Annotated in this window: 17 protein-coding genes and 9 tRNA genes; 1 reads left to right on the forward strand and 25 read right to left on the reverse strand. The window is 52.7% G+C overall.

What is annotated here, in order from left to right; genetic code table 11:
• Positions 1-21 precede the first annotated feature (21 nt).
• The 7 genes from CIG75_RS12205 to CIG75_RS12235 form a co-directional block, all read right to left on the reverse strand.
• On the reverse strand, positions 22-2,040 hold the full coding sequence (locus CIG75_RS12205; protein WP_094236920.1) for a flagellar hook-length control protein FliK: 2,019 nt from the start codon (positions 2,038-2,040) through the stop codon (positions 22-24).
• 21 nt (positions 2,041-2,061) lie between these two features.
• Positions 2,062-2,889: a ribonuclease HII gene (locus CIG75_RS12210; protein ID WP_094236921.1), complete on the reverse strand. Its 828-nt coding sequence runs from the start codon at positions 2,887-2,889 to the stop codon at positions 2,062-2,064.
• 93 nt (positions 2,890-2,982) lie between these two features.
• The gene (ylqF, locus tag CIG75_RS12215) at positions 2,983-3,891 is read right to left on the reverse strand and encodes a ribosome biogenesis GTPase YlqF (protein ID WP_094236922.1); all 909 of its coding nucleotides are present in this window, start codon (positions 3,889-3,891) and stop codon (positions 2,983-2,985) included.
• A gap of 36 nt (positions 3,892-3,927) precedes the next feature.
• Entirely contained in the window at positions 3,928-4,506 is a 579-nt protein-coding gene (gene lepB, locus CIG75_RS12220) for a signal peptidase I (RefSeq protein WP_094236923.1), read from the reverse strand.
• 79 nt (positions 4,507-4,585) lie between these two features.
• Positions 4,586-4,933, reverse strand: coding sequence for a 50S ribosomal protein L19 (rplS, locus tag CIG75_RS12225; protein ID WP_094236924.1), 348 nt, complete (start codon positions 4,931-4,933; stop codon positions 4,586-4,588).
• A gap of 138 nt (positions 4,934-5,071) precedes the next feature.
• Complete coding sequence (locus tag CIG75_RS12230; protein WP_094236925.1) at positions 5,072-6,199, reverse strand: C40 family peptidase; 1,128 nt, start codon at positions 6,197-6,199, stop codon at positions 5,072-5,074.
• A 125-nt stretch (positions 6,200-6,324) separates the two neighbouring features.
• Positions 6,325-7,155: a deoxyribonuclease IV gene (locus tag CIG75_RS12235; protein WP_094236926.1), complete on the reverse strand. Its 831-nt coding sequence runs from the start codon at positions 7,153-7,155 to the stop codon at positions 6,325-6,327.
• Positions 7,156-7,280: 125 nt separating this feature from the next.
• On the opposite strand from CIG75_RS12235, the gene CIG75_RS12240 reads away from it, so the two are divergent.
• Positions 7,281-7,637: a L,D-transpeptidase gene (locus CIG75_RS12240; RefSeq protein WP_094236927.1), complete on the forward strand. Its 357-nt coding sequence runs from the start codon at positions 7,281-7,283 to the stop codon at positions 7,635-7,637.
• A 49-nt stretch (positions 7,638-7,686) separates the two neighbouring features.
• Here the strand turns inward: CIG75_RS12240 and CIG75_RS12245 are convergent.
• The 18 genes from CIG75_RS12245 to smc all read right to left on the reverse strand — a co-directional run bounded on the left by CIG75_RS12245 (position 7,687) and on the right by smc (position 17,717).
• Positions 7,687-7,772, reverse strand: a tRNA-Leu gene (locus tag CIG75_RS12245).
• 21 nt (positions 7,773-7,793) lie between these two features.
• A tRNA-Cys gene (locus CIG75_RS12250) sits at positions 7,794-7,867 on the reverse strand.
• A 6-nt stretch (positions 7,868-7,873) separates the two neighbouring features.
• Positions 7,874-7,948: transfer RNA gene (locus tag CIG75_RS12255), tRNA-Gly, on the reverse strand.
• Positions 7,949-8,148: 200 nt separating this feature from the next.
• A tRNA-Phe gene (locus CIG75_RS12260) sits at positions 8,149-8,224 on the reverse strand.
• A gap of 20 nt (positions 8,225-8,244) precedes the next feature.
• Positions 8,245-8,321: transfer RNA gene (locus CIG75_RS12265), tRNA-Glu, on the reverse strand.
• A gap of 6 nt (positions 8,322-8,327) precedes the next feature.
• Positions 8,328-8,403: transfer RNA gene (locus tag CIG75_RS12270), tRNA-Thr, on the reverse strand.
• 5 nt (positions 8,404-8,408) lie between these two features.
• Positions 8,409-8,484: transfer RNA gene (locus CIG75_RS12275), tRNA-Asn, on the reverse strand.
• A gap of 85 nt (positions 8,485-8,569) precedes the next feature.
• Positions 8,570-8,646 (reverse strand) — tRNA-Leu (locus CIG75_RS12285).
• Positions 8,647-8,649: 3 nt separating this feature from the next.
• A tRNA-Gln gene (locus CIG75_RS12290) sits at positions 8,650-8,724 on the reverse strand.
• 258 nt (positions 8,725-8,982) lie between these two features.
• The gene (trmD, locus tag CIG75_RS12295) at positions 8,983-9,723 is read right to left on the reverse strand and encodes a tRNA (guanosine(37)-N1)-methyltransferase TrmD (protein WP_094236928.1); all 741 of its coding nucleotides are present in this window, start codon (positions 9,721-9,723) and stop codon (positions 8,983-8,985) included.
• A gap of 18 nt (positions 9,724-9,741) precedes the next feature.
• Positions 9,742-10,251: a ribosome maturation factor RimM gene (gene rimM / locus CIG75_RS12300; protein ID WP_094238430.1), complete on the reverse strand. Its 510-nt coding sequence runs from the start codon at positions 10,249-10,251 to the stop codon at positions 9,742-9,744.
• Between the two features lie 14 nt (positions 10,252-10,265).
• Positions 10,266-10,685, reverse strand: coding sequence for a YlqD family protein (locus tag CIG75_RS12305; RefSeq protein ID WP_157729531.1), 420 nt, complete (start codon positions 10,683-10,685; stop codon positions 10,266-10,268).
• Between the two features lie 78 nt (positions 10,686-10,763).
• Positions 10,764-10,991, reverse strand: a complete 228-nt coding sequence (locus tag CIG75_RS12310; protein WP_094236930.1) for a KH domain-containing protein — start codon at positions 10,989-10,991, stop codon at positions 10,764-10,766.
• Positions 10,992-11,014: 23 nt separating this feature from the next.
• On the reverse strand, positions 11,015-11,287 hold the full coding sequence (rpsP, locus tag CIG75_RS12315) for a 30S ribosomal protein S16 (protein ID WP_094236931.1): 273 nt from the start codon (positions 11,285-11,287) through the stop codon (positions 11,015-11,017).
• Between the two features lie 90 nt (positions 11,288-11,377).
• The gene (gene ffh, locus CIG75_RS12320) at positions 11,378-12,733 is read right to left on the reverse strand and encodes a signal recognition particle protein (RefSeq protein WP_094236932.1); all 1,356 of its coding nucleotides are present in this window, start codon (positions 12,731-12,733) and stop codon (positions 11,378-11,380) included.
• 33 nt (positions 12,734-12,766) lie between these two features.
• Positions 12,767-13,078, reverse strand: coding sequence for a YlxM family DNA-binding protein (gene ylxM, locus CIG75_RS12325; protein WP_407701292.1), 312 nt, complete (start codon positions 13,076-13,078; stop codon positions 12,767-12,769).
• A gap of 112 nt (positions 13,079-13,190) precedes the next feature.
• On the reverse strand, positions 13,191-14,126 hold the full coding sequence (gene ftsY / locus CIG75_RS12330) for a signal recognition particle-docking protein FtsY (protein WP_094236934.1): 936 nt from the start codon (positions 14,124-14,126) through the stop codon (positions 13,191-13,193).
• Positions 14,127-14,144: 18 nt separating this feature from the next.
• Positions 14,145-17,717, reverse strand: coding sequence for a chromosome segregation protein SMC (smc, locus tag CIG75_RS12335; protein ID WP_094236935.1), 3,573 nt, complete (start codon positions 17,715-17,717; stop codon positions 14,145-14,147).
• Positions 17,718-18,088: the final 371 nt, after the last annotated feature.

Genomic DNA, 18,088 nt, shown 5'->3' on the forward strand with positions numbered 1-18,088 from the left:
TCCGCCTCCTCTCGTTTGCGCTTATATTTTGAGGTCAAATTGCTTGTGAGTGAGGATCGGTGGCAAGAGAGGTTGGTGCTCCCCCGGTTCTCGTTGTTTTTTGTCCTCGACTTTGCACACCCCGAGGTGGAAGCCAACTTTTTGCATGGCATTGCGGAGGTCTCGTTGATCGGACGGTGTGAGCGTCAGGCTGGCGTAGTTTTCGGAAAGAAAACGGACTCCGACCACTTTGTCTACAATGTGCAGATGGATGTCCAGTTCTCCCAAGTTGGGCATGTCTAAACGAAACAGCACATAGCAATTGGCCGCATCGATCGCTTTTTGACCGGGACCTTTACGTGCCATTACGTGTAGTTCGACCGTTTGTTCATCTTTACCATGGCGAATCGGGACGGCTGCAAATTGGTAAAGCAGGTCGGTACGGTCACTGCCCGCCATTTGCATCATTTGCTGGCCTGTCACATGTTTCAACAACGTGCTCACGTCTTGCAACAGAAAACCGAGTCCTGCCGCATCCAATTCGGCCGAAGTAGCTTGGCTGAGCAGCAAAGCGTGTTTTAAACTGGTGCCTTGCTCGGAAGCCATTTTCAGCGCCTGCTGGAACGCATTTTTGATCTGAGCAGGATCACTGTCTGCTGGAAGTCTGCGCAATGCATGGGCAAGTTGTTCCTCGAAGTTCAGCCCGAGCTGCTTGGCTTTATCGGCCAAATGTGCTGCCGTTGGGGCAGCGTCGTCTGGACTGTTTAACAGCTGGTCAGTTACATGCAAAAGCTGTTCCAGATTGGCACGGGTCGAGGCAGAGAGGGCATGACTACCTGGATGTGCTATGCTGACTGCGCGACTATTTTCCGGGAAATGATTCACCACTTCCCCGTTCTGCAGTGCCGTTTGGGTCATTACACGCTCTGCTTGCGGAACTGCGCCAGACGTTTGATTTGGCAGTTGCGCCACAGCTGATGTGGTCGTGTTGGTTATGCCTGTAGACAGAAGCGTACCAATTTGCGTCTGCAGGGCACTCGTTGCCGTGGTTCCTGTTTGGGTAGCCGATTGGTTCGCACCTGTTTGTAGAGAAGTTGCACCGCCAGTACGTACATCGGTGTTCGATGGAACAGTGGGCGCACCTGTTCCGGCAGACATCGAGTTGCCCACTGGAATTTTGGCTGACGTCGCCGTTTGTTGCCCATCGGTTGAATTAGAAACGGCAGTAGATCCCGTCTGAGCAGTGGCCGTTTTTAGCATGACCGATTCAGGCTGCCCTGTCATCGCTGTAGCTGTCGGAGATGCGGTTTGCCCTGAAGCAGCGCCCGGCCCAGCAGTCTCTCCACCGATCTGGACTGGACCTGCTGGCGTCTGTCCGCCCCATTGACTCGCAGTGCGGATCGATGCCCCCACTTGCGTTGTGGTGCCTGCCCCTTTGCCAGCTAACGAATCCGCTTCTGGTAGCAGGGCAAGCAGTGTGCTTTGAATTTTGGTGAGCAACTCATGTAGCTTAGGTCCATTTTCTAGGGTGTGCATCGCTTCAAACGAACTAGGAAGGATTGGGATGCCCAATTCGGCCATTTTTCCAAGCGTCGCGATGTGCGATGGCGTAACCTGCGGCAAACTGCGCAACACGGCCAGCGCCGCACGAACCGTATCCGGCTTCAAAGGGACACCTCGATTGACAAACTCTTGAACCAGTGCCTTTGACTCCTCTGTGTCTGGCAAGTTCAGCATCCGAACAAGACCTGAGATGTCGAGTTGTTTTCCTCCTTCGCCCCCACGGATGGGTTGCCCAACCACTTTCAATTCCATCGCACCTTGCTTCTGCTCTCCCGTCACCAGCAAGTCCACCTGATCGCCCGGCTTTACGCTGGCATCGAGGCGAGCACGGAGGGTTTTGCCCTCGATTTGCAGGAGCACCTCATCTTTTCCAGTGTGCTGCATCAGCGTAGCCCGCACCACACTGCCCACTTTCAACTCTAATTTGCCGTCTAATTCCTTTGCTCCTTGCAATGTAGAAAGGACAACCTGACCCACTTGTCCGGCTTGAATTCGCATGTCAAACCCACCCTTCTGACCTTACAGGTCTGCAAAATCGAACAGTGTTCCTTGCAAAAGTTTCTGCACTGGCGCAAACGAAGTGCGATGAATCGGACATGGGCCGTGCATTTCTAAAGCTTGCATATGCTCCGGCGAAGAGTATCCTTTGTGCCGCTCAAATCCATACTGCGGGTACTCTTTTCCATATGCCTCCATGCAACGGTCCCGCGTCACTTTTGCCAGAATGGAGGCCGCAGCGATCGAAAAGGAATTCGCATCTCCTTTTACAATCGCCTGATAGGGCAGTGCAACCCCCGGGATTTTCAAATAGTCGGTCAAAAGGTAGTCGGGAACCCGATCAAATTGCTGCTCCATTTGGCGTAGCGCTCGACGTGCCGCCTCGAACGTTCCTTGTAGAATATTGTGCTTGTCGATATACTCCGTATCCACGACGCCGATCCCATATGCAACCGACTTGGTACAAATGAGATCGAACAATTGATTTCGCGTCTCTTCCGCCACTTGTTTCGAGTCATTGAGACCTTGTAGTTCGATCCCAGGTGGCAAGATTACTGCGGCCGCCACAACCGGCCCCGCTAACGGGCCGCGACCCGCTTCGTCAATACCCGCCACAGCATGATACCCTTGTTGCTTAGCCGCCCGTTCATACTTCCACATCCCATCGCGCCAAGCAGCGTACGCTGCTGCTTTCTCCCGTTCGCGCACATAGGATTCGATCAGTTTGCGGACGCCACTTCGCGAGTCGGTCCGCAATTGCTGTTCCTGCCTGCTATTCGGCACCGTGCCTTGCAGCCAGTCGCGAATCTCCCCGACTGTCCAAGCGCCAAAATCCAGCTTGCTTTTCATCCGAAGAACCCCTTTCCCTTACTCCTTTCGCCGTTCCTCCTGCGTTTCCTGTCCCTGACAGAAAAAACCACCGTGAATTCACGGTGGCTGTTCTTATTCTTCGGTTGTATTCACAATCGGGGCTGCATCCAGTTCCGCACGCTCATCCTCTGCGAAATCGCTCGGGCTTTCCAAGGAAATTCGCCCGAACTGACCGCCACGAAACTCGCGAATCATCAGTTTCCAAGTCGCGAGCATATCTACGACATTGCCTGCGCGCAGGAAACCACGTTTGCGCCCGATCGCTTCCAACGCCTCACGCGGATCGGTAGGTAACTCGTCTAGGCCAAAGCGAGACTCTAGGACCCCTTTGTAGCGCTTGCTCATCACTTCGACGATGAAAATCGCGACCGGCTCCGTGTCAAGAATCTCTTCTTTGATCGCACCAGTTGCTGCCAAGCGCAATCCGACTTCTGGGTCCTCAAATTTAGGCCAAAGAATCCCCGGCGTATCGAGCAGTTCAAAGTCTTTGCCGACCTTGATCCACTGCTGCGCTTGCGTCACGCCCGGACGGTCACCCGTCTTCGCGATCGACTTTTTCGCCATCCGGTTGATCAATGATGATTTGCCGACGTTTGGAATGCCCAAGATCATCGCCCGAGCCGCACGCGGACGGATGCCTTTTTTCTTCATCGCTTCGACCTTCGGTTCGAACAGGCGCTTGGCTTCATTTGCCGCTTTGGGCAGCCCTTCACCTTTCAGTGCATTGATCGATACGCAGGCAAGCCCTTGATTTTGGAAATAATTTATCCATTGGTCGGTGATGCGAGGGTCGGCCAAGTCGGCCTTATTCAGCAGAACCAAGCGCGGCTTGTTCTGCACAATCTCGTTCATCATCGGGTTGCGACTCGATAAAGGCAGCCGCGCATCGACAAGTTCCATCACGATATCGACCAACTTCAACTTCTCGGTTACTTCCCGGCGAGCCTTGGCCATATGGCCGGGGAACCATTGAATCGTCATCTCTCTGTTAGCCCCTTTTAAGCTATTCTATGACCCTTAGATGCCACGGAAGTGGTCAAATGGCCACCATACAAATTCGGCTCTGCCAATCACCGCATCGTACGGCACATAGCCTACCGCAGGGTCGCGGCTGTCTTTTGAATAGTTGCGGTTATCTCCGAGCACAAAGATCGTACCATCTGGCACTTGGAAAACACCGTTGTTGGTTGCGGTCGGTTCCGCAATATAATTTTCTTTTAGTTCTTCGCCGTTGCGGAATACTTTATAATCCCGAATTTCAATCGTATCGCCAGGCAGGCCGATAACGCGCTTAATGAAGTCTTTCGTTGGATCGGCCGGATATTCGAAGACAACGATGTCGTTATACTCTGGTTTATGTAAGTAATAGACCATCTTGTTGACAACAAGACGTTCTTTGTCTTCTAACGTCGGTACCATCGATTGACCATCGACCATAAAGATCGCAAAAGCGAATTGGCGAATGAGAAGCGCAAGCAACAAAGCAATTAATAGTGATTTACCCCATTCCCATGCTTCCCGACCCCAACCTTTTTTCGGTTTTTCTTGTTCTGTAGTGTCTTGGTGCGCTTCGTTTTGAGGGTTCAATTCACTCATTACAGTGCCTCCCAGCCATGCTTCTTATACGATAAAAGACAAAGAAGGGACTTGTTGTTCAACAAGTCCCTGTACTTTGTTAGCGGATTTCGCGAATACGAGCTGCTTTACCTGTGAGGTTGCGCAGGTAGTACAGTTTCGCACGACGAACGCGGCCACGACGGGTCACTTCGATCTTGTCAACCTTCGGAGTGTGAAGCGGGAACGTACGCTCAACGCCAACGCCGTAAGAAATCTTACGAACGGTGTACGTTGCGCTGATACCGCCACCACGACGTCTGATTACAACGCCTTCGAAGACCTGGATACGCTCGCGGTTACCCTCTTTTACTTTAACGTGGACACGCACGGTGTCGCCCGCTTTGAATTGAGGAATGTCCTGGCGGATCTGTTCAGCAGTGATTGCTGCAAGCAATACTTGGTTCATGAGTAGACCTCCTCCCTACAGGCGTTCGTAACGTGGGCTGTCTAATGAGCACCAGAAAGAGGACCGCCTTGATAACAAAAGAAAGTATAGCATAGATGTCGGGAGGATGACAAGCACTTCTCCTTGATCGTGTGCTGGCTATTGAAGGACGCGCTTCGCATACAGATAATTGGTTGTCCAATAAGAGGACGATATTTTGGAGATGGTCACACCTGTCTTCGGCACGGTATGCAGCATTTGACCGTTTCCGATGTACATGGAGACATGACCGACACGACCGTCCGAATAGCGACCTGGGTATTTAAAGAACATCAGATCACCTGGCTTCAGTTCCGATTTGGATACGCGGGTGCCTACGCTCGACTGCTGACGCGAATCGCGTGGCAATGTGACGCCATTCTGTTTATAGATATACTGTAAAAATGATGAGCAGTCCATGCGCCGCGGAGCTTCCGAAGGCTTAGCCCCGAACTTATACGGGACACCCATGTACTTTTTGCCGGTGTTGATGATCGCCTGTGCCTTCGCAGATGCATTGGATGACTGCACCGGTGTCGCGGTTGCATTCTGACCCGGAGCAGGAGCAGGTGCCGATTGACGAGCGGGCTCCATCTCCCGAGTCTGGTACTCTGGCGGAACGCGGAGCATCTGCCCTGGCGTGAGCGAATCGCTCTTCAAATTGTTAGCAGCCCGTACAGCTGAGATCGTGGTGTGATGGGCCTGTGCCACTTCCCACAGCGTATCGCCTTTTTGCACTCTGTATTGGCGGGCTGGCAGTTGCACTTGGATCGAACCATTCTCCACTTTGAACCACGTGTACGTGTTAAAAACTGCGCCGACAGAGCCTAGAGACAAATAGGCGGTGCCATTGATCAACTTCGGCGGATCGACATGCACATGCTCGTCCCCTTTTACGGCCGAAGTCCCGCCGATCGTCACTTTTACGGTGACCGAACCATCGGTGGCGGTGTAGGATTTGGTGTTGTAGTTGTAGCGGATGTCATGATAGTCGAGGATGCGCGCCATGTCCTTAAATGGCACATAGTACATGCCACCGACGATGACCGGATCGATCCCCGCTTTCATCACACCGTTGACCGCCACACCTGCGCGGTTGACCGGCTTGTGAGCGGCGGTCGTCACCGCTTGTACCGTATGGCCTCCTTGGACGGGAGAAGCCTGCGCATCGACCAGTGCCGGGAGCGGCATCAAAGCAAAAGCGGCTGCGAGCATCAGACTGAGTTTTTTTCTCGAACGAATTGTCATCTTCTCTTCACCTCAATCTGTAAGATTCGACCCCATGAAGCTAGTGTTTGGCGCAGGCGAATCGAAGAATCGAAGCAATAGGTGGAAGAAAAGGCAAAGGACCTGTCAAAAGACAGGTCCCCGTATCAGTTTGCGCTCGATCCGCGTAAAAAGGCGATTTCTTCTTTGTACTTTCCTTCCGGCGTTTCCAAAATGCAGGGCTTTCCTAGCGCCAGTTCATGATGCACGATACGCTTGAGCGCTTCACCGCCGATCGAGCCTTCTCCAATGTTCGCATGACGGTCTTTGCGCGAGTCGAACGGCGTTTTGCTATCGTTGATATGCCAAACTTTGATGCGATCACGACCGACGATGTCGTCAAACTTTTGCATGACGCCTTCAAAATTGTTCACAATGTCATAGCCGGAGGAGTAAAGATGGCAGGTATCCAAACAGACACCGAGCTTGTCCTGATGTTTGACAAGCGAAATAATCTCCGCCAACTCTTCAAAATTTGACCCGAGTTTCGACCCGTCACCTGCCATGCCTTCCAGACAGACGAAAAGATTTTCTTCCCCGGTCAAGATTTCATTCAAACCTTCGGCGATCCGTTTGATGCCGTATTCGACACCAGCCCCGGTGTGCGCACCCGGATGGAACACGATATATCGGATGCCAAGGTATTCGGTGCGGCGAATATCTTCACGCAGCAACTCCACACCATAAGTCCAAGTCTCTTCTTTATTGGAAGCGAGATTGATCAGATACGGTGCATGCACGACAGGATCGGCCAAGTTGTGCTCCTTCATCATTTCATACGCTTTCTCGCGATTAAAATTCTCGATCGGCCGCGCATTGCCGCCGCGGTTCGAACGCGTGTAGATCATATAGGTGTCCGCTTCATAGCTGATCGACTCTTCGACCGCCTTGAGCATTCCGGTTTTCGCAATCGAAACGTTCGCCCCAAGTCTCATCATGTTCATCCGCCCTCTCTGATTCCACCATATCATCGATATTTTTACAGTAGGAAGTGTAGCATACGTTCCCCGCTTAGGCAAACGTGCATACCCTGACAAAGACAGATTGAAATGGAGGGATGGCGATGGCGGTCTCGATCCGAGTATCGCTGCACAAACGCAGGCTCGACCTGCTGGATCACACAAAGGTGATCAAAAGCTACCCAGTCGGTGTTGGCAAAATGGCGACTCGAACCCCGTTTGGCAACTATAAGATCATCAGCAAAGCGCCCAATCCAGGCCGTCGTCCAGGCGGCCCGATCACTGTGTATGGCACCTACTGGATGGGCCTGTCGAGAAAAGGGTACGGGATTCACGGCACCAACCGCCCGGCATCGATCGGGAAATACGTCTCAAAAGGCTGCATTCGGATGTTTAACAAGGATGTCGAGGATTTAGCCAAACGAGTGTCGATCGGAACAGAAGTGAAAATTGTACCCTAAAGCAAAAAGCACCTCTCCAAAAGAGAGGTGCTTATCATTTATGTATGTTTGGTGCGAGTAGCCGGACTCGAACCGGCACGGGGTTGCCCCCGACAGATTTTAAGTCTGTTGTGTCTGCCATTCCACCACACTCGCATGGGGAATTTTTAAAATAATTGGAGGTGGCACCCGGATTTGAACCGGGGGTCAAGGATTTGCAGTCCCACGCCTTACCACTTGGCTATGCCACCTCATTATGGAGCGGAAGACGGGATTCGAACCCGCGACCCTCGCCTTGGCAAGGCGATGCTCTACCCCTGAGCCACTTCCGCATACAGGATGTATGCGTCCCGCGATGCGACAGGACGTCGCGATTTTAGCGGGGCTACCTCCGTCCCGCGTTGCAACAGGACGTTGCGATCTAAGCGGGGCTACCTCCGTCCCGCGATGCGACAGGACGTTACGAACAGGATGTTCAGTATCCAACGTTGCGACAGGACGTCGCGCCCTTAGTTGGACTTCCTTTGAAAAATGGTGGCTCGGGACGGAATCGAACCGCCGACACGAGGATTTTCAGTCCTCTGCTCTACCGACTGAGCTACCGAGCCTTGTGTAGCAAGAAAAGAAATGGTGACTCGTACGGGATTCGAACCCGTGAATGCCGCCTTGAAAGGGCGGTGAGTTAAGCCGCTTCTCCAACGAGCCATGCGATGGTGCCTTTTACCGGAATCGAACCGATGACCTCATCCTTACCATGGATGCGCTCTACCTACTGAGCTAAAAAGGCGTATCTGGCTCCCCGAACAGGACTCGAACCTGTGACCATCCGATTAACAGTCGGGCGCTCTACCAACTGAGCTATCGAGGAACAATGGTGGAGATAAGCGGATTCGAACCGCTGACCCCCTGCTTGCAAGGCAGGTGCTCTACCAACTGAGCTATACCCCATTAAGTGGTGCCGAAGGTGGGACTCGAACCCACAAAATCACGATTTTGAGTCGTGCACGTATGCCAATTCCATCACTTCGGCAGATGGCTGGGGAGGAAGGGATCGAACCTTCGCATGACGGAGTCAAAGTCCGTTGCCTTACCGCTTGGCGACTCCCCAAGAAACGTATGTCGTATCAGCGACGAGATTCAATATATCATAGATTAATTCGAGCGTCAACATCTTTTTTCAAAACCGCTCAGCGGCGGCGACAGGTACAATCCTATCATCGAACGACCGATCTTTCAAACCTGAGCATCGAGAGAAACGAGCCAAATTCGGCAGTTGTTCGAGCAAATCTTTTACTTTCTCACGCGCACAACCATTTCAACCTGCCACTCAAAAAAACAACCCTGCTCAACAAAAGCAGGGTTGCCTCTATTTCAAACCTTCTTCCCGCTTGATCTCAGCTAGCAACTTGTGATCCTGCTCGCTCAATTCAAGACGTTCCATCAGGTCTGGACGGCGGAGCAACGTGCGCCTCAGCGACTCTTTGCGCCGCCAGATCTCGATGTTGCCATGATGCCCCGACAATAAGATGTCTGGCACCTTCCAGCCCCGAAATTCGGCTGGTCGCGTGTAGTGCGGGTATTCGAGCAACGGCTCGCGAAAGGAATCTAAGACAGCCGATGTATCATTGCCTAGAACCCCAGGCAAAAGCCGAACGATCGAATCGACGATCACCATCGCTGGTAGTTCTCCACCGGTCAGCACATAGTCACCGATCGAGATCTCATCGGTGATCAGGTGTTGACGAATACGCTCGTCGTACCCTTCATAATGGCCGCTGACGATAATCAAATGTTCTTCTTGCGCGAGTTCCAATGCTTTGCTCTGGCTGTAGACTTCCCCCTGCGGACAGGTCAAGATCACCCGCGGTCGCTTGCCTTCTTGCACAAGCGACTCGACGGCCGAAAAGATCGGTTCCGGTTTCAGCACCATTCCGCCGCCCCCGCCATAAGGCGTGTCATCGACAGTGTTGTGCTTATTGGTTGAGTAGTCCCGGAAATCGATCAAGTTGATTTCCACCGCATGCTGCGTCCTGGCCCGTCCGATGATGCTGGTGCCGACAACGCCTTCAAACATCTCAGGGAAGATCGTCACGATGTCTATACGCACTCGCATTCGCCTCCAACGTTAGTCGAGCAAACCCGGAATGATGTGGACGAGGATCTTTTTGTTTTGCACATCCACATCGAGCACACAATCCGGGATCACTGGCAACAGGATGTCCTTCCCCTTCGACGGCTTGACCACATACACGTCGTTCGCTCCCGGCTGTAACACCTCTTTGAGCGTGCCAAGGACGACACCTTCGTCTGTTACCACTTCACAACCGACCAACTGATAGATGTAGTATGTATGTTCAGGGAGTTCCATCAAGTCCGTTTCGAAAACTTTTAGCTCTCCACCCTTGTACTTTTCTACATCATTAATATTATGATGCCCTTCGAAGGTCAGTAAGATAAACTGTTTGTGCTTGCGGGTGGAAGCAATCGTTAGTTCAATCGGCTTCGGCTGATTTGGGTGTACCAGGAACAGCTTGGCCCCTACTTTAAAACGCACATCTTCAAAATCGGTACGTGACAGTACCCGAACTTCACCTCGAACCCCTTGCGTATTCACTAGATGTCCGACGAGGATCATGTTCTTTTGCTGACTCAAGCGCCATCACCTGCTCGACGAATTTCGGCCACGACGCCATCTTTCAGCACGATTTCGGTGCCGTTGACAATATCTTCCCAAACATCGCCGACGCGTACTTCTGCATGGGTATCAATCTGGCCGCCTGGGATTTCGGAACCGATCGGGCTTTGCTGGATTTGCACCAGTTGCTGCATCATTTGCTCACGACGTTCCATGCGCATGCCAACTTCTTGGTTGATGCGGGCTTGTACAGCGTTCATCGCTTGTGGGCCGTTCTTCTCCGCATCTTGCAAAGCTTTGCGAGATTGAAAATCGATCTGATCCAGTTCACGCTGGATTCCTTGAATCGCTTGATTGATTTCGCCCGTGATCTGCGCTTTCGTTTCTTCGGTCAACACAATCTTTACCTGTACTGGAACTCGCAAGTTTAACACGTTAATTCACACTCCTTAGTGATTTACAGTTATTATACCACAAAAAGGCTGGGAGTCATGAGCCTCCCAGCCTTTTGTTTACACGATTTCAATCGTGACGCGCTTCTGCTCTTGCAAAGCCGCAGCCGACACCACAGCGCGGAGCGACTTTGCAACCCGTCCTTGTTTGCCGATAATTTTCCCCATATCAAATGGAGCTACCGATAATTCAAGCACGATTGCTTTTTCGGTCACAATCTCAGTTACCCGAACTTCCTCTGGGTGATCCACAAGTGCTTTGGCGATCGTTTCAACCAACTGCTTCACAGCAAACCCTCCTGAAAGAGAGATTACTTGCCAGCTTTTGCTTCGTGGACTTTCTTGAGGATGCCGGTTTTCGAGAAGAGGTTTTTCACAGTGTCGGACGGTTGTGCACCGTCGTTCAGCCACTTGATAGCCTTCTCTTCGTCGATGTTGATTTGTGCCGGTTGAGTAACCGGGTTATAGGTACCGATCTCCTCGATGAAACGACCATCGCGCGGAGAGCGGGAATCAGCTACGACTACACGGTAGAACGGAGCTTTCTTTTGACCCATACGTTTCAGACGAATCTTAACTGCCATTGTATATTCACCTCCATCACAAAATCCAATCTTATCATAAATCTCGTTCCGATGGAACGAAAAGATTTACCGTTAGTAAAAAATCCGGGACTAGGGCATGAACGGGAGTTTTAAGCCCTTGCCTTTCTTCCCTTTTTTCATCTTCTTGGCCATTCCGGAGAACTGTTTCATCATCTTCTGCATTTCCTCAAACTGCTTGAGCAAACGGTTGACATCCTGTACGGACGTTCCGCTGCCTGTAGCGATGCGTTTGCGGCGCGAGGAGTCGATCACTTTCGGCTCGATGCGTTCGATCGGTGTCATCGAACGAATGATCGCTTCGACACGTCCGATCTGCTTATCATCGACGTTCGCATTTTGCAAGCCTTTCATCGCCTTGTTCATCCCAGGCATCATCCCAAGCAATTGATCAAGCGGCCCCAATTGTTTGACCTGTTGCAGTTGATCGAGGAAGTCATCGAGCGTAAAGTCTGCATTGCGCAGTTTGCGCTCCATCTCCATCGCTTTGTCCTTGTCGATGTTCTGTTGCGCCTTCTCGATCAAGGTGAGCACATCACCCATCCCAAGAATCCGCGATGCCATGCGATCCGGATGGAACGGCTCGATCGCGTCGATCTTCTCACCGATACCCGCAAATTTGATCGGGATGCCAGTGACCGCACGAATGGACAAGGCAGCACCACCACGGGTGTCACCGTCGAGTTTGGTCAGAATAGCGCCTGTCACGGTGAGCTGGTTGTGGAAGCTCTCCGCAACGTTGACCGCATCTTGACCGGTCATCGCATCTACCACAAGCAAAATCTCATCGGGGTTGACTTCGTTTTTCACACGCTGCAGTTCGTCCATCAACTGTTCATCGATGTGCAAACGGCCGGCGGTGTCGATCAACACGTAGTCATGGCCGTGAATCGTTGCATGGTGCAACGCTTGTTTGGCGATCTCCACCGGGGAGACTTGATCACCTAAGGAAAAGACCTCAGCATCGAGCTGTTCACCCAATACCTGTAACTGCTTGATCGCTGCCGGCCGATAGATGTCTCCGGCGACGAGAAGCGGTTTTTTGCGGTCTTTTTGCAGAAGTCGCGCCAACTTACCGACGTGGGTGGTTTTACCCGCACCTTGCAGACCGACCATCATGATGACAGTTGGCGGCTTGGTGACGGCGAGCTTCGCCTGCTCGCCACCCATCAAGGCGGTTAATTCTTCGTTGACGATCTTGATGACATGTTGACCCGGAGTCAGGCTTTGCAGGACTTCCTGTCCGACTGCACGCTCGCGCACTTTTTCAACGAAGTCCTTGACGACCTTAAAGTTGACGTCCGCTTCGAGCAAGGCCAGCCGCACTTCCCGCATGGCTTCTTTGACGTCCGATTCGCCCAGTTTCCCTTTGCCGCGCAGGCGGTTAAAGGTGTCCTGCAATCGGTTCGCTAATCCTTCGAAGACCATTGCCATCCTCCTTCGATCCGGAGTTACCTCCGGTTATTCGGCGATCAGTTCATCGAGCAGCAAAGCAAGTTGTGAGAATTTGTCCTCCTCCAGACCATCGATCAGCTCCATGATCTGCTGATGAACGGCTGTGCGGTGTAGAAAACGCTCGACAAGGCACAGCTTGGCCTCGTATTCGAGGAGCTGCGCACTTGCGCGCTTGAGGTTATCATGAACCGCCTGACGACTGATCTCAAACTGCTCGGCAATCTCAGCAAGCGACAGATCATCCAAGTAGTACAGTTCGACAAATTGCCGTTGCTTTTCGGTGAGCATAGCACCATAAAAGTCGTACAACAGGTTCATCTGGGTGGTCTTTTCTAACAAATGAGACACCCCCTGCCTGTCAAGTCGAGAACCTTTACAGACGATATATTACTGAAAAGACAACGGCTTGTCAACTATCTTAGAAAAAATCTTACTCTTGCGGCTTATCGTCGCTCTTCGCAAACAAAGCGTCGATAAATTCCTGCGATTCAAACGGCTGCAGATCATCCATTTTTTCGCCCAAACCGACCAGTTTGACCGGAATTGACAACTCTTTGCGAATGGCGATAACAATCCCGCCTTTCGCCGTCCCGTCCAACTTGGTCAGAACAAGTCCGGTAACACCGGTCGATTCACCGAACAGTTTGGCTTGCTGCAGGGCGTTCTGACCGGTCGTTGCGTCGAGCACTAACAAGGTCTCATGCGGCGCATCTGGCACTTCGCGCTTGATCACGCGGTAGACCTTGTTCAGTTCATCCATCAGGTTGGTCTTGTTCTGCAGGCGGCCTGCCGTGTCGCAAAGCAACACGTCTGCCCCGCGCGCACGTGCGGCCTGAATCCCGTCATAGATGACCGCAGCCGGGTCGGAGCCCGCCTGTTGCTTGATCACGTCTACGCCTGCGCGCTGGCCCCAGACTTCCAACTGTTCGATCGCCCCAGCCCGGAACGTGTCCCCTGCTGCCAGCACCACTTTTTTGCCTTCCGACTTGAACTTGTGGGCGAGCTTGCCGATCGTCGTCGTCTTGCCGACACCGTTGACGCCAACAAAAAGGATGATCGTCAGCCCTTCGCGCGACATGTGCAATTCATTGCTCTGCTCGCCCATCAACGAGATCAGAATGTCTTTGAGTACCGGGCGCAGCTCTTCCGCTTCGGTCAGCTTGCGTTTTTTCACTTCGTTGCGCAGTTCGTCCATGATGTCCATGACGGTGTTGACACCCACATCGGCCATGATCAACGCTTCTTCAAGCTCTTCATAGAACTCCTCATCGATCTTACGGCCAAAGGAGATAAGCGATTCGACTTTGCCCATCAAGGCATCGCGCGTTTTGGCTAGCCCTTCTTTAAATTTGCTGAAAAATCCCATGATGATCCAACTCCTTCTCTATACTGCTTCGATCTCGTTTTCGACGAGGCGCACGGAGACGACTTTGGAGATGCCCGACTCTTGCATCGTGATTCCGTACAGGACATCTGCGCCTTCCATCGTGCCTTTGCGATGCGTGATGACGATAAACTGCGTCTGTTTGGAAAACTCGCGCAGGTACTGGGAATAACGGGTCACATTCGCATCATCTAGCGCCGCTTCGACCTCATCGAGGACGCAAAACGGCACCGGTTTGACGCGGAGGATGGCAAAGAGCAACGCCAAGGCTGTCAATGCCCGTTCACCGCCGGAGAGCAGGTTGAGGTTTTGCAACTTTTTGCCCGGTGGCTGAGCCAACACATCGATACCTGTGCTGAGCATCGATTCAGGGTCGGTCAACGTCAAATCGGCCCGGCCACCGCCAAAGAGCGCAACAAATACATCGGCAAAATGCGAGCGGATCGCTTCGAACGTCTCTTGGAAGCGTTTGGACATCTCTTGGTTGATCTCTCCGATCACTTCATACAGTTGCTCCACCGCTTTGACCAGATCGTCGCGCTGCTCGGTCAAAAAGTTTAATCGATCCTGCATGCGGGCATACTCTTCGATCGCGCCATAGTTCACATCCCCCAGCGCCTCGATCTCGCGACGCAAGGTGTACACGCGCTGTCGGGTCGCCTCGATCTCCTCTGGCATCGGATAGCGCTCTTTGGCCAGTTCGTAGGAGATGTGGTACTCTTCGGCCAACTTGGTCAGCGCGTTGTTCAGTTCGACGTCGAGACGATTGACCTTGACCTCGTTGGTGTGAACCTTTTGCTCGATCTGTTTGAGCAAAATGCGGGCCTCGCGCAACTGCTGCTCCAACGTGCCCGCTTTACCTGACAGATCGGCCTTATTCTGCCGCAGTACGTCGAGTTTGTCCTCTGCTGCCCGGCGGTGTCCTTCGAAGTTGGTGAGCAGGGAAACAGCGCTCTCCAGCTCTTTTTTGATCTCCTGAAGGCGAAGACCTGCTTCATTCAGCTCCTCGTCTTTGCCTGTTGCTTCTGCCTGCAATTCTTGCAGGCGGCCTTGAAGACGTTCCAGATTGGCAAGCACGCCATGATGCTCCTGTTCGACGGTGGCGAGTCTGACCTTAAACTCGGTCACCTCTTCGTTGGCATCATTCATCGCCGACTGCTGCGCTTTCATCGCATGTTGCTTCTCATCGACCGTCTGCTGCAAGGCAACCACTTCGGCATCGAGATGCTGCAGTTCGCTTTGCACCCGCTCTTTTTTGCCCGCGTTGTCTTTTTCCTCGATGCGGTATTGTTCAAGTTCCAAGCGGACGAGTTCAAGACGCTCTTCCACGCCATCGAGTTGAATCTTCAGTTCGCGCAGTTGCGAATCTTGGCGGTAAAGCGTCTCCCTATGGTTTTCAACCTGCCCGGTCAGCTTGTGCAGATCAGCTTTATCTGTTACCAATTCTTGCTCTTTTTTTGCCAACACAGCCTCGGCATCCGCGATCTTTTTCTCCATCGCTGCGATCTTTGATTCCATCTCTTCGATCTCACGGGTACGACCAAGCAGCGAGGTGCCTTTTTTCTGTACGGAACCCCCGCTCATCGAGCCGCCTGCGTTGACAACATCGCCATCCAACGTGACAACTCGCACTCGATATTGCAACAAGCGTGCAAGTGCGTTGGCATCGGCGATCGTTTTCGCGACGACGACCGAGCCAAGCAGGTAATCGACGATGTTGCGATACGAGTCAGGGGCGGTGACCAGTTCTGAAGCGATGCCTACATAGCCGCTGTGCCCTTCGACAGCCATACGTTCCGAACGGCCGAGGTTGCGGCCTTTCATCACGTCACGAGGCATGAAGGTCGCCCTTCCTCCGCCCGACTGCTTCAGAAACGAAATGGCATCACGACCAGCTTTTTCATTCGCGACGACCACGTTTTGCATCGCCCCGCCAAGCGCCGTTTCCATCGCCTGTTCCAGTTCGCGCGGCACCTGCACCAGTTCAGCCACTGCGCCGTCAATCCCGCTGACACGCCCTTTTTGCGCCGCTTGTAGAATGTTGCGCACCCCAACTTGATACCCTCCGTGTTGCGACTCCATATCGCGCAACAACTCATATCGTGAACGCGCGGACGCATGTTCGGTCTGCCAGGTGCGCAGAATGCCAATGCGCTTCTCTTGGTCTTGGGTTTCGGTCTGGATTTTATTGCTCAGCAGTTGAACCCGTTCAGCTGTGCTTCGCTCCTGGGTCGCTTCTGCTTCCCGCGCCTGTTGCACATCCTCGATCGTTTCACAAAACGCCTGGGCTCGACCTTTCAGATCGGTCTCTTCCTCGCATTGCCGAACGATGCGCCGTCCAAGCCCTTCCAGCATCGATTCGAGGTTCTTCAATTCATTGCGCTTGGAGGCGCTGTCATTGAGCCGTTCGATCAAGTCGGTTTTCAGGCGCTCCACTTCCGATTCGCTGCCAACCTTGTCCAAAATGCCTTTCGCCAGATTGAGCTTTTGCTCAAGCTCTCGACGCAACGTCTGGATTGTAGCCGCAAGACCGGATGCCTTGTCCCTTTCCGCACGATGCAGTTCGCGGGTTGTCTCCTGTTCGCGGTTCAGCTTGCTCAACGCATTTTCGATGTCCTGAATCGTGACAAGCAGATTGCGCTCACGCTCGAGCAACACTTCGCGGCGTCCTTCCGCCTTTTCAAACTCTTGCACCACTTCGACAAGCGCTGCCTGTGCTTTTTCGAGCTCCACTTCGATGCGGCTAAGTTCCCAGCGAATTTTCTCTGTATCGGCTTCCTGCCGACTGACGAGCGCCGAGCGATCGAGATGCTCCGCTTCGAGCTGTTTTCCGTCCGCCATGCCCTGCGACCATTTGCCATGCAGATCCTCGATCTCGTGAACATAGAGGGCCACTTCATAGCGCTCAAGCTGTTTTTTAAACGCTTTTGCTTGTTGGGCCACTTCTGCCTGTTCTGCCATCGGACCGATCTGTACGTCCAACTCCCCGACCACATCGCCGATGCGGATCAGGTTGGCCGTGGTCTCGTCGAGCTTTTTCTCCGCTTCTTTCTTGCGGCTTTTATATTTGACGATTCCCGCCGCCTCTTCGAAAATCAGGCGTCGGTCTTCCGATTTGTTGGATAAAATTTCATCGATCCGGCCTTGTCCGATCACCGAATATGCCTCTTTACCGAGACCTGTATCCATGAACAGTTCGGTGATGTCTTTCAATCGGCAAGACTGCTTGTTGATCATATATTCTGAGTCACCCGAACGGTACACCCGCCGCGTGACGACCACTTCGTTAAACTCCAAGTCGAGCTCGTGCTGACTGTTATCGAGCGTCAGGGACACTTCGCAATAGTTGACTGGCTTGCGGGAATCAGAACCGGCAAAGATGACATCTTCCATCTTGGCCCCGCGCAGACTCTTGGCGCTCTGCTCCCCGAGCACCCAGCGGATCGCATCGGAGACGTTCGACTTACCGCTGCCGTTGGGACCGACAACGGCGGTGACGCCCGGAACAAATTCAAGTTCGGTTCGATCGGCGAACGACTTGAATCCGATCGCTTCTATTCGCTTCAGATACAACCCATTTCCCCTCCGTGATGAATCGACTTTCAACCGTTCTATTTTACCATACACTTTTTGTTTGTGGAGCGTTGACCAAACTTCATCGCCTATTCATACCAGCTCAATACTCCTGCGATAGGATAAACATGTAAAGTTTAACAACTCAATTGAGGAGGCGCAATCGCCATGAAACGGGTGATCGTCAAATTGCTCAAGTTGACCGCTTTACATCCGGTCGATGTTCAGTTCGAAAAATACCGTGCCAGCTCTTTGCAGTCCGTTCAGTAGGTTCGAGCAGAAGGCAAACCGAATCATCCCCTTCCCTCTTTTCTACCGCCGCTCCCCCTATAAGCGGCGGCTATTTTTTTGCAAATTCATCTTGACGGGTT

Origin of the sequence: Tumebacillus algifaecis (genome assembly GCF_002243515.1) — a bacterium.
Lineage (GTDB): Bacteria > Bacillota > Bacilli > Tumebacillales > Tumebacillaceae > Tumebacillus_A > Tumebacillus_A algifaecis.

What these genes read in the sequence shown, in the direction of transcription:
- CIG75_RS12210 (WP_094236921.1), bottom strand. Translation starts at nt 2,889, where the DNA reads ATGAAAAGCAAGCTGGATTTTGGCGCTTGGACAGTCGGGGAGATTCGC.
- CIG75_RS12240 (WP_094236927.1), top strand. Translation starts at nt 7,281, where the DNA reads ATGGCGGTCTCGATCCGAGTATCGCTGCACAAACGCAGGCTCGACCTG.
- rimM (WP_094238430.1), bottom strand. Translation starts at nt 10,251, where the DNA reads ATGATCCTCGTCGGACATCTAGTGAATACGCAAGGGGTTCGAGGTGAA.
- ylqF (WP_094236922.1), bottom strand. Translation starts at nt 3,891, where the DNA reads ATGACGATTCAATGGTTCCCCGGCCATATGGCCAAGGCTCGCCGGGAA.
- CIG75_RS12205 (WP_094236920.1), bottom strand. Translation starts at nt 2,040, where the DNA reads ATGCGAATTCAAGCCGGACAAGTGGGTCAGGTTGTCCTTTCTACATTG.
- ylxM (WP_407701292.1), bottom strand. Translation starts at nt 13,078, where the DNA reads ATGAACCTGTTGTACGACTTTTATGGTGCTATGCTCACCGAAAAGCAA.
- ftsY (WP_094236934.1), bottom strand. Translation starts at nt 14,126, where the DNA reads ATGGGATTTTTCAGCAAATTTAAAGAAGGGCTAGCCAAAACGCGCGAT.
- CIG75_RS12230 (WP_094236925.1), bottom strand. Translation starts at nt 6,199, where the DNA reads ATGACAATTCGTTCGAGAAAAAAACTCAGTCTGATGCTCGCAGCCGCT.
- rpsP (WP_094236931.1), bottom strand. Translation starts at nt 11,287, where the DNA reads ATGGCAGTTAAGATTCGTCTGAAACGTATGGGTCAAAAGAAAGCTCCG.
- CIG75_RS12235 (WP_094236926.1), bottom strand. Translation starts at nt 7,155, where the DNA reads ATGATGAGACTTGGGGCGAACGTTTCGATTGCGAAAACCGGAATGCTC.
- lepB (WP_094236923.1), bottom strand. Translation starts at nt 4,506, where the DNA reads ATGAGTGAATTGAACCCTCAAAACGAAGCGCACCAAGACACTACAGAA.
- ffh (WP_094236932.1), bottom strand. Translation starts at nt 12,733, where the DNA reads ATGGTCTTCGAAGGATTAGCGAACCGATTGCAGGACACCTTTAACCGC.
- rplS (WP_094236924.1), bottom strand. Translation starts at nt 4,933, where the DNA reads ATGAACCAAGTATTGCTTGCAGCAATCACTGCTGAACAGATCCGCCAG.